This window comes from Micromonospora sp. NPDC047812 (genome assembly GCF_040704175.1).
Classification (GTDB): domain Bacteria; phylum Actinomycetota; class Actinomycetes; order Mycobacteriales; family Micromonosporaceae; genus Micromonospora.
This window is the reverse complement of sequence record NZ_JBEYRY010000004.1, coordinates 295715-311152: the sequence shown is the minus strand read 5'-3', so window position 1 is coordinate 311152 and position 15438 is coordinate 295715. Positions and strand designations below refer to the sequence as shown.

Annotated in this window: 14 protein-coding genes; 7 read left to right on the top strand and 7 right to left on the bottom strand. The window is 69.7% G+C overall.

Annotated elements, in window-relative coordinates:
- Positions 1 to 651: 651 nt before the first annotated feature.
- The 3 genes from AB0883_RS19250 to AB0883_RS19240 all read left to right on the top strand — a co-directional run bounded on the left by AB0883_RS19250 (position 652) and on the right by AB0883_RS19240 (position 3252).
- Complete coding sequence (locus AB0883_RS19250; RefSeq protein ID WP_366642513.1) at positions 652 to 1842, top strand: helix-turn-helix transcriptional regulator; 1191 nt, start codon at positions 652 to 654, stop codon at positions 1840 to 1842.
- A gap of 113 nt (positions 1843 to 1955) precedes the next feature.
- Positions 1956 to 2123, top strand: a complete 168-nt coding sequence (locus tag AB0883_RS19245; RefSeq protein WP_366642512.1) for a hypothetical protein — start codon at positions 1956 to 1958, stop codon at positions 2121 to 2123.
- A complete protein-coding gene (locus tag AB0883_RS19240; protein ID WP_366642511.1) occupies positions 2110 to 3252 on the top strand; it encodes a helix-turn-helix domain-containing protein in 1143 nt (380 codons plus the stop codon). Before AB0883_RS19245 ends, AB0883_RS19240 begins: the two co-directional genes overlap by 14 nt.
- A gap of 54 nt (positions 3253 to 3306) precedes the next feature.
- Here the strand turns inward: AB0883_RS19240 and AB0883_RS19235 are convergent, their stop codons facing one another.
- The 5 genes from AB0883_RS19235 to AB0883_RS19215 form a co-directional block, all read right to left on the bottom strand.
- Positions 3307 to 3789: a TrkA C-terminal domain-containing protein gene (locus AB0883_RS19235; protein WP_366642510.1), complete on the bottom strand. Its 483-nt coding sequence runs from the start codon at positions 3787 to 3789 to the stop codon at positions 3307 to 3309.
- A gap of 167 nt (positions 3790 to 3956) precedes the next feature.
- The gene (locus AB0883_RS19230) at positions 3957 to 5522 is read right to left on the bottom strand and encodes a class I SAM-dependent methyltransferase (RefSeq protein ID WP_366642509.1); all 1566 of its coding nucleotides are present in this window, start codon (positions 5520 to 5522) and stop codon (positions 3957 to 3959) included.
- A 350-nt stretch (positions 5523 to 5872) separates the two neighbouring features.
- A complete protein-coding gene (locus tag AB0883_RS19225; RefSeq protein ID WP_366642508.1) occupies positions 5873 to 6268 on the bottom strand; it encodes a hypothetical protein in 396 nt (131 codons plus the stop codon).
- Between the two features lie 31 nt (positions 6269 to 6299).
- Positions 6300 to 8309: a hypothetical protein gene (locus AB0883_RS19220; RefSeq protein ID WP_366642507.1), complete on the bottom strand. Its 2010-nt coding sequence runs from the start codon at positions 8307 to 8309 to the stop codon at positions 6300 to 6302.
- 396 nt (positions 8310 to 8705) lie between these two features.
- Entirely contained in the window at positions 8706 to 9281 is a 576-nt protein-coding gene (locus AB0883_RS19215) for an alpha/beta hydrolase (protein WP_366642506.1), read from the bottom strand.
- A gap of 183 nt (positions 9282 to 9464) precedes the next feature.
- Here AB0883_RS19215 and AB0883_RS19210 point away from each other — a divergent pair, with 183 nt between their 5' ends.
- Positions 9465 to 9725: a tyrosine-type recombinase/integrase gene (locus AB0883_RS19210; protein WP_366642505.1), complete on the top strand. Its 261-nt coding sequence runs from the start codon at positions 9465 to 9467 to the stop codon at positions 9723 to 9725.
- Positions 9726 to 9758: 33 nt separating this feature from the next.
- Here the strand turns inward: AB0883_RS19210 and AB0883_RS19205 are convergent, their stop codons facing one another.
- Positions 9759 to 10433 carry a uridylate kinase gene (locus tag AB0883_RS19205; protein ID WP_366642504.1) on the bottom strand — a complete coding sequence of 225 codons (675 nt, stop codon included), beginning with the start codon at positions 10431 to 10433 and terminating at the stop codon, positions 9759 to 9761.
- A 607-nt stretch (positions 10434 to 11040) separates the two neighbouring features.
- Between AB0883_RS19205 and AB0883_RS19200 the strand changes: the two genes are divergently transcribed.
- Positions 11041 to 12051 carry a hypothetical protein gene (locus AB0883_RS19200; RefSeq protein ID WP_366642503.1) on the top strand — a complete coding sequence of 337 codons (1011 nt, stop codon included), beginning with the start codon at positions 11041 to 11043 and terminating at the stop codon, positions 12049 to 12051.
- A 93-nt stretch (positions 12052 to 12144) separates the two neighbouring features.
- Here the strand turns inward: AB0883_RS19200 and AB0883_RS19195 are convergent, their stop codons facing one another.
- Positions 12145 to 12945 carry a CHAP domain-containing protein gene (locus AB0883_RS19195; protein WP_366642502.1) on the bottom strand — a complete coding sequence of 267 codons (801 nt, stop codon included), beginning with the start codon at positions 12943 to 12945 and terminating at the stop codon, positions 12145 to 12147.
- A gap of 323 nt (positions 12946 to 13268) precedes the next feature.
- Here AB0883_RS19195 and AB0883_RS19190 point away from each other — a divergent pair, with 323 nt between their 5' ends.
- Complete coding sequence (locus AB0883_RS19190; protein ID WP_366642501.1) at positions 13269 to 14222, top strand: SRPBCC family protein; 954 nt, start codon at positions 13269 to 13271, stop codon at positions 14220 to 14222.
- A 26-nt stretch (positions 14223 to 14248) separates the two neighbouring features.
- Positions 14249 to 15421 carry a zinc-dependent alcohol dehydrogenase gene (locus AB0883_RS19185; RefSeq protein WP_366642499.1) on the top strand — a complete coding sequence of 391 codons (1173 nt, stop codon included), beginning with the start codon at positions 14249 to 14251 and terminating at the stop codon, positions 15419 to 15421.
- The last annotated feature ends 17 nt before the right edge of the window (positions 15422 to 15438 follow it).

Below are 15438 nucleotides of genomic sequence, written 5' to 3'. Positions count from 1 at the left end.
CGTTGTCGACGATTTCGCTCCAGCGCATGAACCAGTGCTGCTCGCGGAGGTCTGTATCGTCCGCCTCAAGGCGCCGGAAGACCTCCTCGGGCGGACGTTCCGGGATGGGCAGGGCGGAACGTCGCGCTGCCGCACTCGCGCGGCGGCTGCCAGCATGTAGTGGCAGAGGGACGGCACGTAGACCACGTTGTCGTCGGTTGTGAGCCGTTTGCCTGCGGCCCAAAGGTCGACGACGCGAAGGCTGGGGGACAGGGCCTCACCAACTTCAACGGCAAAGGTGTTCCGATCACCGAATCGTCGTGTCAGCAGCCCGGCAGGTTAGCAGCAAGCCAGCGCTGTTGTTGGCGACGTGATGGGCGAGGGGGCAGGTCATGCCTTGTGGCCGTCTTCCAGGGCCGGGCTTTGTGGAGGGCCAGGCTTTGTCGACGACGCGCGGGACTGCCGTGGCTCACGCGGCGGACCGTGCCGCTGGTCACCGCCCATCGGATCATCGCCTCGGCTTTCTGGCCGGGGGACGACAGAGTGGCTGGAGGCCGCGCGACCTCGCGGTGTTACTCAAAGGGGTGTAGACGTGTACGGTCCGACTGGGACGTAATCGGCGAAAGCTGATAGTCATTGCCCCAGCCGTCTACCTGGGAAGCAGACGAAACCATGGTCAAGAATGCCGACACCATCGGTGCGAGGATCCGGTACTGGCGGATGCGTCGCGGAGGTATGACACAGGCCGTTCTTGCTGGGCTCGCGGGTGTCAGCCAGTCCTACGTATCCCAGGTCGAGTCCGGTCGGAAGACCATCGACCGACGCTCCACACTGGTCGCCCTCGCCGCCGCCCTTCAGGTCACGGTGGCCGACCTGCTCGGGCAGGGCACCGAGCCTGGCGATCCTGCCCGCGACGGTGCCGCCGAATGTGTACCGGCGATCTGGTCCGCCCTGATCGAGATCGAGGACGGCGAGCGCCGTTCGTCGACCTGCACGAGGGAGCAGCTTGCCGCTGAGATCGCCCGCAGCGATCAACTCCGCACCAGCTGCAACTATCCGGCTATGGCCCGTCTGCTCCCCGGCCTGCTGTTGGAGGCTGCGGCCGCCGGGGGCGTCGTGCTCGCCCAAGTGGCCTACCAGGCCTCGACGTGCCTCCGGCATCTCGGATACCGGCATCTGGCCCTCAACGCGGCCCGGGTCGCTGTGTCGGCTGCGGAGGACGTGGGAGACCCGGCATGGACCGGGGCAGCCCGGTTCGCCTACGTGCAGAGTCTGCCGATCGAGTCCGCGCCGCTCGCCGCGAGAGCGGCGGACCGTTCACTGGCGGAACTTCAGGCTCACGCCGCCGACACCCGGGTCCGGCAGATGCTGGGTCAGCTGCATCTTTCGGCCGCGTTGACCTCCACGGTGAGCGGTCGTCCGGATGTCGCCCGCGATCACCTGACCGAGGCAGGGCGGGAGGCTGGGAGCCTCGGGGATCCGTCCGACGGGGCCGGCTTCAACGGCTGCTGTTTCGGGCCGACAAACGTGGGGCTCTGGGAGATGTCCATCGCGGCGGAGCAGGGTGAGGCTGGCCGCGTGATCGAGCTCTCCCGGCGAGTGCGCCCACAACTTCTTATGGCGTCGACTCGTCAGCTGTCCTACTGGCTCGACCTCGGCCGTGCCTTTGCGGACAACGGCCGCCGGGACGCCGAGGCGTTGGCGGCGTTCGTGCAGGCCGAGCGGGCGGCGCCGGTCCCGTTCGTGCTGAACCCCCTCGCCCGGGACGCAGTGGTCGCGCTGTCGCAGCGGGCGAAGCGTCGGGCTGTTCCTGACGAACTGCGGTCGCTTGCCAGCCGCATGGGCATCAACCTGGCCGTATAACTAGCGGTAATTACTCCATCACTGACTCGCTCTAGTGTCCGCTCTGAGGGGCGACCGCCTCTCGGAGTTCGGGCACGGCGATGAGATGTCGCCGCTGCGCCAGCGGAGGCAGAGTGGACGATCAGGGAAGCGGGTCGGCGAGCCGGGGCGAGCAGGTCGAGGCGGCGGAGCGGGAGGCGGCCAAGCGACGTCTCCTGGACCAGGCCGAGGCGGAGCGCGTACCGGTGGAGGAGACCACCCGGGCGGTGCCGGACCGGCGGTGGCGGCGTGACCAGCGTTGACGAGCCGATCGGTCGCCGCGTCGCCCGCTGGCGGGCGCGGCGGCGGATGACGCAGCAGATGCTCGCCGACCGGCTCGGCAGGTCGAAGAGCTGGGTGGACAAGACCGAGCGGGGCGTACGTCCGCTGGACCGGTACCCGGTGATCCAGGAGATCGCCCGGGTGCTGCGGGTCGACCCGCTGGTGCTGCTCGGCGAGCACCGCCCGCCGCCGGTCGGGGCCAGCCCGGTGGACGGGATCGACGGGATCCGGGCCGCCCTCGCCCGCTACGACGAGCACCGGGCGACGGCGTCCGTGGCGGAGACGGGTCGGCACGTCGCGCACGCCTGGCTGACCTACCAGCACGCGCACTACGCCCAGGTGGTGCGGCTGCTGCCGAGGCTGCTGCACGCCGCGCAGGGCGTGCGGGCGCAGGAACCGGGGCTGCTGGTGCAGGCGTACCGGATCACCTCGTCGGTGCTGGTGAAGCTCGGCGAGGCCGACCTCGGGTGGCTCGCCGCCGACCGGGCGGTGGCCGTGGCCGGCGGCGACGCGGCGCTGGCCGGGGCGGCGGCCGTGTCGGTCGGTCAGGCGCTGCGCGCGCTGGGTCGCGACCGGCTGGCGCTGGTGGCGACGCTGGCCGCCGCGCGTCGCGTCGCGCCCACGTCGGAGGCGGTGCACGGGACGCTGCTGATCCAGGCCGCGCTGGCCGCCGCCGGCTGCGGCGACGCCCACCGGACCGAGGAGCTTCTCGAGCGGGCCGCCGAGCTGACGGCGCGGCTCACCGGGGACGACCCGCACCGGACCGGCTTCGGGCCGGGCGCCGTCGAGGCGGCCCGGGTGGTGGCGGCTCTCGAGCGGGGGGACGCCGGGGAGGCGGTGCGCCGGCACGAGCAGGCGGTACGGGGGCAGGCGTGGCGGCGGCTGCCGGCCGAGCACCGGGCCGCCTACCTGGTGGACGCCGCGCGGGCGTACCTCCAGGTCGGCGACCTGCCCGGGGCGGGGCGGGCGCTCGTCGACGCGGACGGCGTCGCGCCCGCCGAGGTCCGGTGCCGGCCGTTGGCGCGTACGGTCGTCGCGGAGGTCGTCCGGGCCCAGCCGGCGCCGGCCGGCGTGGCGCGCCTGGCGACGCTGGTGGGCCTGATCCGCTGACCGGCCGGGCACTTCCGTTCGACGGACGACCGGCATGCCGCCGGCGGTGACGGCTCAGCCGTTGGTGAGAAGCTCGCGGATCGCGACGAGGCTGGCGCCGTCGCCGACGGCCACCAGCGAGTCACCGGACTGGAGGGTGAGGTCGGGACCCGGCGACGGGATCACGCGACCGTCGCGGACCACCGCGACGATCGACGCGCCGGTGCGGGTCCGTGCGCGCGTGTCACCGAGGTCGCGCCCGAGATACGGCGACCGGGCGGGGATCGGCATGCGTACGGTCTCGACGCCCTCCAGGGGCGGGACCAACTCCGTCAGGTTGTCCATGACCAGCGGAAGGCCGAGCAGGTCGGCGATCGTCCGCGCCTCCGTGCTCTCCAGCGTCAACGTGTGCTGGACGGCTTCGGGGTCGGCGGGGTCGTAGAGCACGACGTCGCGCCGGCCGTCGAAGTGCACGATGACCGCGCCTCGCTGACCCGTCCCCGTGACGAACGCGTACGACTCCCCGACACCGAACAGCCGGGTCCTCTCCAGGTCCACGTTTCCACCTTCCGAGGACGAGGCGCCGCGGTCGAACACCTTGCCGCCCAGACTAGTGCCCCCGCCGGGATCATGACGATGGCTCGGTGGAGGCGTGCCGGAGTGGTGGCGGTGCGGGCCCCGGCTCCGGTGACGGCACCGGCCGCGTGTCCGGTCACCCGGGGGCGTCAGGTGTTGACCGGGCGGCGGGCGACCAGGCGCACGTGGGTGACCGGCCAGTCCAGCGGCTCGCCGGCCGGGGTGCTGAGGGCGGCCACCGGGGCGAGACGGTTGGTGACGATCCAGTCGTTGCGGGACGTTCCGCTCGCGGCGTCGATCTCGAAGCCGACGTCGGTGAGCAACGACTTCCAGTCGGCGTACTCCAGGCCACAGAACTGTTCCTGGGTCTCCGACAGCCAGTTGTCGGTGTAGTCCTTGCGGGTGAGGAAGTCCATCGCCGCGCCGAGGGTCAGCTCGACCACGCCGTCCGCCCCGTCCACCGGGCGGTACGCGAACGGGAACCGGTAGTCGACCGCGAACTGGTCCAGCCGGGCCCGGGTCGACAGCGCCCCGACGTACGCCGCCACCTCACCGGGCGGCCCGGCCGCCAGGTCGGTACGCGGCCCGGGCGGGTTGACGCCGTCCGTCGTCGCCAGCCGCAGGTGCACCGTCCGGTCCTGACCGTCCGGCCCGCACACGTCACTGTTGATCCACACCCCGCCGGGCACGGTGTGGTCGTAGAGGGCCTGCACGAACCGGCGCAGCGAGGCCATCCGCTCGCCGTACGACCAGATCTCGTGGGTCAGCGCGAAGGTCATCGTGGTGTCCACCGAGCGCGGCGCGAACACCGCCCCGCCGAGAACGTTGCGCCGGTAGAAGAAGACGTTCGGGTTGCTGAACACGCCCTGCGCCTTCTTGTGGACGCACTCCTCGAACAGGTGCCGGGCCACCTCGACGCCGATCAGGTCGCTCTCCCGCAGGGCCGGCTCCCGGTCGGCCAGCTCCAGCACCGCGCCCGCGCCACAGCCGACGTCGACGATCCGCCCCGGCCGCACGTGCTCGCGCACCGCGTCCCACTTGCGCTGTGCGGCGTCGCTGAACGCCTCGGCGTACGTCCGGTAGTCGCGGGTGGCGGTCAGTCCGCCCTCGTCGCCGACCACCGGGTCGTTCACCACCGAACGGACCAGCTCGTCGAGCCGGTAGCGGCGGTACACGTCGACGGTCGCCGGGTGGGCGAGCTCACGCCACGACGGGTCGTCGTCCGCCAGCCGCAGCAGGACGTCCCACGGCCGGACCGGTGTCGGCTCGACATCGGCCTCCACGCCGGCGATCCGGAAACCGAGCCGCTCGTACATCGCGGCGACCTCCGGCGTCGAGCAGGCGACCACCGTGTCCGCCGGGGTCAGCTCCAACCCGGTGGACGCCGCGACGGTCTTGAGGGTCACCTCGGCGAACCTGTCCGTCGGTACGGTGTCGAAGACCGGTACCACCACGGACCGGAGCCCGGCGAGCACGCTGAACCGCTCGATCGCCGCCTCCCGCCGGTGGTACGGGACCGGGTTGCGCCGGGTGTTCTCGTGGTTGGCCGAGGTGACCGCCCACACCACGGTCGCCCCGCCGGCGTCCTCGCCTCCGGTCGCGCCGTCACCGTCGGCGAGCGGGGCGTCGCCCTGCGCCGCGAGCTGGCGGAGGTACGCGGCCTGGAAGCGGGTCAGCAGGTGGTGGCGGCCGGGAAAGAGCAGGTAGCGGGGCATGTCACGTTCCTAGCCGATGCCTGGCGGGCGGTGCGCGGCAGGGGTGGGTGCCACGACCGGCTGAGGGCCGGCCGTCGCACGTGGCCCCGCCTGCGCGTCAGTGCGGGTGGCGCCACCACCGGAGTCGCAGCGGGTTGGTGCGGCAGCCGTTCGAGACGGAACCGGCGGGCGGGTATAGACCCGATGGGGTATCCGCCTCTGTCGATGAGAGGGCGTCGCGGTCGCTGTTGTGTCGATGTGAGTTCGCCGAGAAGTGGCCGTGAGCGCCGGCCTGGCCGCACAGGTCTTGCCTGGCGACCGTACTTCTCGGCGATGTGCGGGTCTGCTGGCAGACGCTGATTGTCGGCGGGCTACAGGTTGTTGATTCGGGCCAGTAGGTCTGCCTCGGTCAGGTTTTCCAGGACCGCGTCCTGCTTGCGGGCCAGGACCGCCAGCAGCTTCTCCTTCTCCAGCTTCTTGGCCGCCGCCGCCTTTGCCGCCTGGTCCTCCGTGAGGCGGACGGCGATGACGTGCTTGACGACCTCCAGCTTGGTCTCCAAGGTTGCCTTGGCGGGATTGGCCTCGGTGGCCACGAACGACTCGGTGTCGACGGCCTTGAGCTCGGCGTTGACCGCCTTGGCCACATCATCGAGGCTGAAGCCGGACTTGGCGGTCAGCGGAAGCTCCCACAGCTGTTCAGTGGTCAGCAGTCCCTTGGCCGACGGATAGCGGAACTTCTCCCGTGTGGCCGTTTCGAAAATGGTCACGGTAGCCTCTCTGGAATATCTGGGTAGGGAATCAGAACTGGATGCTGATGAGGCGGCGCCGGCCGCCGGTCATGGTCACCTTGGCGACCACAGAGCTGCGGACCGTGGAGCTGAAGCCGAGGCCGGAAAGCTGATCCGGGGACGGCTCGCACTTGGTGCGGTCGCCGAGAACCTCGAACACCTTGCGGTGCGGTTGCAGGTCGCTGCGGAGGAACTCGTTGTAGATCCCCCGCGTGGGCTGGTCGTTCACGCACCCCTTCAGGATGAAGAAGTAGTGCCGGTTGCCGACCTCGTTGTCGTCGAAGTAGTTCGGCGAGTACATGATGGTGGACACCGGTACGAACTGTTCGGTGGTAATGCCCCACAACTCCTTGCCCGCACTGCCCGGCTGCACGTCCTTACCCGGCCGGAAAGCGGTGATCACCCCGCCGGCAACCGTCATCCGGCCCACCTCGACGGTCTCCTTGTGGCCGACCGCGCGCTCGTGGCTGTAATGCTCGATCTTCCCGTTGCTCTCGGTCTCGATCACGAAGCCGACCTGGGTGCTGTCCCGCTTGCGGTACTGGTTCACCTCGATGCGGTACTCACCGTCGGGGACACGGTCGGTCCAGGTGACGTTCTCCACCGGCTCGCGGGAGAGCGTCCCGCCGGCGTTCATGTCGACGTCCAGCTTGTTGCGCTTCTCCTGGTACCAGATGTGGTCGCCGTTGGGTTCGTACACGTGCAGGTCCAGGTCGTCGTGGTTGAACCAGGACAGGCTCACCCGCAGCTTGCCGGTGACGTTGCCGCCGGCCCGCTTGACCTTCTCCCTGATCGAGTCGGTGACGTTGCCGCCGTACGACCAGCCGAAATCGTTGTCCCACTTGAACAACCGCGGAGCAGCCGGGCACCTGCCGGTGGTGAGGCTGACGAGGTGCGGCTCGTGGGTGTTGGCGACCCACAGGTCGATGGTGGCGGCGCCGGGCAGGATGTCCTTCATGAAGGAGACCACGGGAATCTCCTCCGGCTTGGCGTCGCGTAGGAGCGCACCTGACGACCGGGTGGTGGCCGCCTGCATGAGCAGCCCTTCGATGCCGTCCTTCATCCGTGCCTGGGTGTCGTTGTCGACCCACAGCACGTTGGTGACCGACACGTCGGACAGCCGGGCGAACCGTCGCTGCAACGACTCCTCGATACCCAGCTCGGCAATGGTCCTCATGGCGGCCTTGACCATGCTCGGGGTGATCAACGCCGTGGGGCGCTGGTAATTCTGCGGCGCCACCTTCGCCTCGAACGACCGGACCGCCTGCTCCAGGTCGACGCCCGCGGAGAGATCCTGGACGAGGGTGCCGATCACCGTGTTGCGGAACCGGGCCGCCGGGTTCAAGGCGTTGGCGAAGACGAAGGCACGTCGGTCGGTCGCCTGGGTCCACCGGTTCTGCAGCGAGCGAAACTCGGTCACCGCCCGGCGATGCTCCGCGCCGCGGTAGAGGGCGTTGTCGTCGACGAGGTCGACGACGGTGTCCAGAGCGTGCCGGGTCAGCTCGGCCAGGCCACGCTGGAAGACCTGCACCGCGGCGTCAAAGTTGCCCTGTGCCGCGCCGACGTCCTCGACGCGATGCCGCTTCTCCACCCGGCCGTGCAGGTGGTGCCACACCTCGACCCGGCCATCGCGCAGCGTTCGGGTGGTCTTCGTCCCGTACTGCGCCTGAGTGGACCGGAAGATGGTGGACAACGGCAGCGAAAGAACGAACTCGTCCAGAGCGGCGGCGACGACGGAGAAGACCGGGTCGGATGCCGACACCCCGGACCAGACGGTACGGACCCGCCCGTCGTGGATCTCGACGACGTTGCCGAAGTGCTTGATGAAACCGCGGCAGGTCGAGCAGTCGTACTCGGATCGCTCACGGAACCGCAGATTGGTGCCGGCGGGGAAGGAATCGAGAAAGGTGAGCCAGAGTGAGTCCCGGTCGAGACCGTCGCCGACGGCGTACAACTCACCCCTGGACATCGTGGACAGACGCGAAGTCACATCCGTCACGAACTGCTGGAAATCGCCCACCGTTTCATCTCCCTTGATCGCCGGAGATCCTACGCAGCGAACGCCAACCGGAGAAACGCGGTTTCCGGCTGTCCGCACGGTCACAGACGGGCGCCGGTGGCCGGCGGTCAGTCGACCGGAGCGCGTACGGCGGTGGGGTGCCGGGCCGGCGGTCAGCAGTTCCCGTCAGTTGGCCGGTGGCGCCGTTGAGTACATCTTGACTCACGCTGTGGTTGCCTTCCCGGGCACCGACAAGCCTGGGTGGTCGAACAACTTCTCAGGCACGCCAGGCTCGCACCGAGGGACCGTGTGAACGCGCGCTCGATCAGGTGCTAGAACTCAGCGAGACTGATCGTGATCTTGACGCGCTCTAGCGGGTGGCCTTCGAACTCCGTGTTGACCGCCAGCGCCTCGGGATCACGCGGTGGCCTGGTACTCCAACGTCACCTGTGCGGGCTGGGCCAATGATCGGACCAGGCGCTCGCCGTCAGGCCACGCGCCGAACCCGGTCTTGGAGTCCAGGTGCCCGACTGCGCCCGCGTCGAACAGTTCCGAGCCCCAGTCTCGTGCGTACGCTTCGAATTGCTCGAACGTGGTAATTGGGTCGTTGTGACTGGCGACCAGGATCGAGCGAAAGGGCAGTGGCTCGCGTGGCACGTGGCCGATGAAGACATCGACGGTCTCGTGAGGGTCGGGAGTCCAGTCCGGATCCAGGTACGGTGGCGTGACCAGCAGGGCGGCACGGACGGGACCGACGTGCTGGCTGGCCCAGACGGCGACGGTCAGGCATCCCGCACTGTGCGCCACGAGGATCGCCGGCTCATCGTCGGCGCTTATGGCAGCGTGCAGCGCGGCGACCCGTTCGGCGGCGACGTACGGTGGCCCGGGCGGTTCGGGCGCCCACTGGTACTTCGGGTGATCCCTGACCCAACTGCGCGACCAATGGTCGGGGAATGGAACGCCTCGACCGGGCACGACAAGGTAACGCGTCATGCTGGGGAGGGTAGCGCGACGTTCCCCGGACTCGTGCGGTGCCAGACGCCGTGGTTGAGTCGAGGGCCGGAGTGTTGAGACGAATGCGAGCACGCTGATCACCACGATCATCCTGCGGCCGATGTGGGAGATAGATGCACGCTTCTGCCGCGGGCCGATCCTGCGCAATACCTCGGTGTTCGGATGGACCGGCATGCCGCCACCCTCCGGCTCAAGCACCTGGCCCCCACGGCGGGGATCCGGATGCCGAGGATGTACCCACATCCGCTGCGGCACAGGTTCGTGACGACGATGTTCGACGCCGGCGTCAGCCTGCGTGACGTGCGGATCGCCGCCCGTCACGCCGATCCGCGCACCACCATGCGCTACGACCGCGCCCGTAAGGACCTCGACCGGCACCCTAACTACATCCTGGCGACCCTACATGGCCTCCGGGGGACGTAGCCAGCGCTCGCGCCTTTGCCGAATCGGGTGCGGTCAGCGTCTTCGAGTCTCCCAGATCGGCCTCTGAGGCTCGTCGTTGTGCACGACGATGTCGGCGTGATCGGTCGGGCGGACCGTAGCGAAGTACAACTGCTGGGAGGGGAGGTAACGCTCGCGCCAGCGCCGTTCGATTTCAGCCCGGGACGACGCCCGGCGCTCTCGGGTCACGGCACGGTCCACGGTCTTCTCAGGCGCGGTCGACACGAAGACGCGCAGGTCCCACCTGTCGATCAGCTCCGGACGCATGAGGAAGACGCCGTCGAAGACCAGTACGGCGTCGACGGCGGCAGTGGTGACCGGCGGGGACAGCGCAGCATCCGCCGTGCGGTCGTAGACCGCGTGTTGAAAGCGTCGATCCCCGCCCGGGCCGAGCGGATCGAGCAGGACCCGGTTCAGCGCGTCGTAGTCGTGGGCGTCGAAGTAGCAGCCTTCGGCCGAGTACTCGCCGCGTGGATAGCGCTGTGCCCGGGGGAAGAGGAAATCGTCGATCGACGCGCGGATGACGTCGCGGCCCTGGTCGCGCAGGATGACGGCCAGTTCGTCGGCGAGGGTGGTCTTGCCGGCGGCGGGCGGCCCGTCGACGGCAACCCGCGTCGGGTGTGCGACGGTGATGGACCCGACCGCCTCAGCCAGGCGGCCGAGCACCTCGTTGCGGGTGCCTTGGTCCATGTGCTGTCCAGTCCTGTCCTCGCGAAGGCTGCCGGTCGAGCCGACCTTATGCGCGTCAGCCCTTCCGCGCCCGCCCCTGCCCGGGCGAGCGAGATTGCCGCGTGCGAAAGTGCTCGGGCGACCGACTGCGCGCCGTGCTGCTCGATCAACTACGCGCCGCTCCTCAGCAGCCGCTGCACGTCCCCACGCCCACCGCCCCTGCTGCGCGCCGTGTGCGCCCTCCTGCGCGCCGACCGGGCGACAAGCGCACGCTCGCCGACCTCGGCCGTGCGATCGGCGCCAGATGTACCGCCGACTGAACCTCGAACTCCAGTCGTGATCCCGAACGGCCGCTGTCGCACTGACGGGATTCAATCGCAATTCCCATCCGTTGACAGCGGCGAGCGTCCTCAAATCGAGAGTGCGAATTCGCGGCGATGGGATTTGCGAGTCTATTTCGAGGCTTCTGTTCCAGGTGGCGCGCTTTGTTGGGTCGCCGGCGGCGGACCTTTTCGGTCGCCGAAAAGTCAATGTCAACTACTTGTCATTCCATTACGTTGCGATCAAACCTCTTCGATCGCTACGTTTCGCTGGTCCACAAAGGAGTACCCGGAAAAGGGGGCAACTGTTGAGATCAACCCTACGCTGGTCGGCATCGGCCAGCCTGGCGCTCGCGCTGGTGCTGACCGCTCCGGCGGTGGCCCAGGCGAAGCCGACCCCGGTCGAGAAGAACGGCAACACCACCAGCGTCGCCCGCACCAGTGACGGTCGTGCGATCACCAACGAGGCGATCGCCCAGGAGGTCACCAGGTTCTGGACGCCGGAGCGGATGGCGAGCGCCGTCGACCTCGACCTCGCGAAGTCGCCGAAGGCCACCGAGTCGACGACCCGGGCGCCGAAGCCCGACGGGCCGGCGGGCTCGGTCGCGCCGGTGCGACCGAGCGTCGCCAGCGGCGCCGACGTCGGCATCCAGCTCAACGAGTCGGCGGTCGTCGGCAAGGTCTACTTCACCACCCCCAACGGCGGCGGCGCCTCCTGCTCCGCGAGCGCGGTCGCCAGCGGCAAGGCGCGACTGGTCATGACCGCCGGGCACTGCGTGCACCAGGGCGCCGGCGGGCAGTGGTACAGCAACTGGCAGTTCGTGCCGCGGTACCGCGACGGCGCGCGGCCGTTCGGCACGTTCGTGGCGTACCAGCTCGCTGCCCGCACCGCGTGGATCAACAGCAGCAGCTACGACGAGGACATGGCCATCGCCATCATGCACAACGGCGGTAACTGGGGCCTGAAGGTCGTGGAGACCGTCGGCGGCCACGGCATGCGCTGGAACTGGGGCTACAACATCTCCCTGATGACCGCCCTCGGCTACCCGTCCAACCTCGGCGGCGGCGAGAGCCAGTACTTCTGCCAGAGCGGCACCTGGCACGCCGGCAGCCAGCAGATCCGGATGTGGTGCAACATGACCTACGGTTCCAGCGGCGGACCGTGGTTGCAGGAGTACAACGACCAGAACGGCCTCGGGTTCATCAACAGCGTCGTGAGTCACGGCGACAACCCGGGCAACGGCCAGTTCGACGGCCCGTACTTCGACGACGACATCAAGAGCCTCTACGACTTCGCGGAGGGTCTCTCCCCGGCGTAAGGCACGTGACGGCAGAGCCCCGGCCACCGGCCGGGGCTCTGCGCGTGGTGGTGCTCCGTCACCGGCGGGAAGGCTCCCCTTCGGGATACGGAGTCACTTGAACCGGATGAACTTGGAGAACTGGTTGTTGGCGGTCCCCACCGACACCGTCCGGTGGCTGTACCTGTCGGCGGATACGTAGTTGTACTCGTCGATCTCGAACGTGCCGTTCGCGTTCACCCGGGTCACGAACGCGACGTGACCGTAGGTGCCGCCCAGGCGGACCGCGACGTCACCGGCCTTCGGGCTGTTGTACACCGGCACGCCGGCGCGTCCGGCGGCGGCGACCCACTCCTTGGCGTTGCCCCAGCGCGCCTGGCCCTTGTACTGGTTGTGGAAGGCGACGCCGACCCGGCTGCGCACCGCCCAGGTCGCGAAGCTGGTGCACTGTCCCTTGTAGAAGTTCCAGGGATCGATGCCGGAGGTCTGACCCTTGTAGGGGTAGTCGTCCCTGGCCGGATAGCTGGACCCGGCGGAGATCAGCTGGTGGGAGGCGTTGTTGTTCTTCAGCGTGGAGTTGAGGTTCTTCTTCGCCCCGGGCGCGAAGTCCTGGTACGCGTGGGAACCGTTGTAGCCGGTGTTGTAGTAGACGCGCACCGTCTTGCCGGTGCGGTTCCACGCCGAAGCGGCGTTGTTCTTGATGCACTGGCCCTTGCCGCCGCCGGCACCCTTGAACTCGTAGCAGCCCGGCTGGGTCGAGCCGTAGTCGGCCAGCGAGCCGGCGTGATCCGAGATTGAGCCCGCGTGGTCGCTGTTGTAGTAGTAACAGAACTCGCCGGTGTTGCACGCTCCGTCGCGGGAGGCGGCCTGGGCGGGCGCGGCGACCGCCAGGACGCCGAGAGTCGCACTCAGCACGCTCGCACTGAGGGCACCGAGGACGCGAACGGTGACCGTGGGCATGATCACTTCCCTCCTGGGGTGGGTGATGGGGCACTCACGCTATAAGCCATTGATCAACCGCCATACCCCTCAATCGCGGGCGGCGCGCGCACCGCCCGCGCCCAGCCGGTGCTCGTCGGCGCCGTCGTACCGGTAGGCGCGGACCCGGCGATGACGGGGGCGGGTTGTGTGCCGATTCGGGGTTCGTTAGGCGATTCTCGGGCATAGCGTCAGGCGTGGCGGCTTCCCGCCGCCGGGCCGACCGGGGGCGGGTCAGGACGATCTGACGGTGGTGCGACGTGGACGAGACCGATCCGATGATGCTGGATCAGCGGGGACGACGCGGGCAGGGCGCCGGGCTGCCCCGGCTGCTGGGCGCGGTCAGCCTCGCCCTCGGGGCCGGCAGCCTGCTCGCGCCGCGCGCGGTGGCCCGGCTGACCGGCGTGGACGACTCACCCGCCGCGGGCGGGGTGATCATGGCCGTGGGCGCCCGCGAGCTGGTCCACGCGGCGGGCCTGCTCGGTGGCCGCCGGCCAGCCGGCTGGGCGTGGACCCGGGTGGCCGGCGACGCGCTGGACCTCACCCTGCTCGGGCGGGCCTGGGTGGACCGGTGCGGCGAGCGGCGTCGGCGGCTCGGCCTCACCACCGCCGCCGTCGCCGGCATCGCCGCCGTCGACCTGGTCGCCGCCGTGCGTGCCGGACGGGCCCGGGCCGCGCGCCGACGGGTCATCGACATGGAGGTCGCGGTGACCGTGAACCGGTCCCCGGCCGAGGCGTACCGGTTCTGGCGTGACCTGGAGAACCTGCCCCGGTTCATGTCCCACCTGGAGTCGGTACGCGCCGACGACCTGCGCCGGTCGCACTGGACCGCGCGCGGCCCGGCCGGCCGCCGGGTCGAGTGGGACGCGGAGATCGTCGACGACCAGCCGAACCGGTCGCTCGCCTGGCGGTCGCTGCCCGGCACCCGCGTGCCCAACGCGGGCCGGGTCCGGTTCGTGCCCGCGCCGGGCGACCGCGGGACCGAGGTCCGGGTGCGGCTGCGCTACGCCCCGCCGGCCGGCGCGCTGGGCCGGGCCGTGGCGAAGCTCTTCGGCGAGGAACCCGAGCAGCAGGTCCGCGACGACCTGCGCCGCTTCAAGCAGGTCGTGGAGACCGGCGAGGTGGTCCGCTCCGAGGGCAGCCCGGACGGCATCTCCGTACGCCAGCAGGTCATGCAACGTCCCGCCCAGCCGCTGCCCATCGCCCGCCGCTGACCGCCGGCCACCCGAGAGGACGAACGATGAAGGCCACCGCCTGGATGGGCAAGGACAGCGTCAAGGTCGTCGACGTGCCCGACCCGACCATCATGAACGCGCGCGACGCGATCGTGCGGATCACCACGACCGCCATCTGCGGTTCCGACCTGCACCTCTACCACGGCTACATCCCCGCCATGCGCAAGGGCGACATCCTCGGCCACGAGTTCATGGGCGAGGTGGTGGAGGTCGGCCCGCAGGTACGCAACCTGCGCCCCGGCGACCGGGTGGTGGTGCCGTTCCCGATCGCCTGCGGGCACTGCTCCTCCTGTCAGCGCGGGCTCTTCTCGGTCTGCGAGAACTCCAACCCCAACGCCGGGGTGGCCGAGAAGATCATGGGGCACTCGCCGGCCGGCATCTTCGGCTACTCCCACCTGCTCGGCGGCTACGCCGGCGGCCAGGCCGAGTACGCCCGGGTGCCGTTCGCCGACGTCGGCCCGATCAAGGTTCCCGACGAGGTGCCCGACGACCAGGCCGTGATGCTCGCCGACGTGCTGCCCACCGGCTTCATGGGCGCGGAGATGTGCGACATCAAGCCGGGCGACGTGATCGCCGTGTGGGGAGCCGGCCCGGTGGGGCTGCTCGCCGCCGCCAGCGCCCGGATGCTCGGCGCGGAACGGGTGATCGTCATCGACCGGTACCCGTACCGGCTGCGGCTCGCCGAGGAGCACACCGGCGCGGAGACCATCAACTACGACGACACCGACGTGCTCGACGCGCTGAACGCGATGACCGCCGGCCGGGGGCCCGACGCCTGCATCGACGCCGTCGGCCTGGAGGGGCACCACGGCAACACCGCCGTCTACGCGTACGACCGGGCCAAGCAGGCCGCCCGGGTCGAGACGGAACGGCCGTTCGCGCTGCGCCAGGCCATCCTCGCCTGTCGCAGCGGCGGCGTCGTCTCGGTGGTCGGCGCGTACGGGGGATTCGTCGACAAGTTCCCGATGGGCGCGTTCATGAACCGGTCGTTGATCATGCGTACCGGTCAGTGTCACGTCCAGCGCTACACCCGTCCGCTGCTCAACCGCATCCAGCGCGGCGACATCGACCCCAGCTTCATCATCAGCCACCGCATGCGGCTCAAGGACGCGGCCAAGGGCTACAAGATCTTCCAGAAGAAGCAGGACGAGTGCACCAAGGTCGTCCTCAAGGTCTGAGCCGGAAGCGGTGGGCC